Origin of the sequence: Xanthobacter sediminis, from assembly GCF_043195015.1 — a bacterium.
Classification (GTDB): Bacteria; Pseudomonadota; Alphaproteobacteria; order Rhizobiales; family Xanthobacteraceae; genus Xanthobacter.
Genome location: NZ_JBAFWH010000065.1, coordinates 1 through 298, shown reverse-complemented (window position 1 = coordinate 298; position 298 = coordinate 1). Strand labels below are relative to the sequence as shown.

Sequence of the window (298 nt, the reverse complement as noted above, 5' to 3'; positions counted from 1 at the left end):
TGCTTCCGGTTTCGTGCAGAGCCGTGATGCCGCGCTTCCGCAGATACGTCTCCACGATTGTGCCCGGAATCGGCTTTGCGGCCGCAAAGAGACGACATGCCGAGGTGACAGGGTCACGTGAAGGGCTGTTCGTCCTGAACACGGGAGCTTCCGCGACCTGCCAGGATCGGGGCATGTGCAGAAAGGCTTGAGCCTCGGCCACCACGTCGCTGAAGTTGGGCAGACCTCGGCTTTCCCGGATGACGTCGAGGAGATCGCCGTGTTCTCCCGTCGCCGCATCGGTCTTATGTTCAACTGC

Annotated in this window: 1 protein-coding gene; it reads right to left on the bottom strand. The window is 61.7% G+C overall.

The genetic code is table 11. The features are described from left to right. On the bottom strand, window positions 1-298 hold a 298-nt coding region (locus V5F61_RS21220; protein WP_445329459.1), incomplete at both ends, for a DUF7146 domain-containing protein.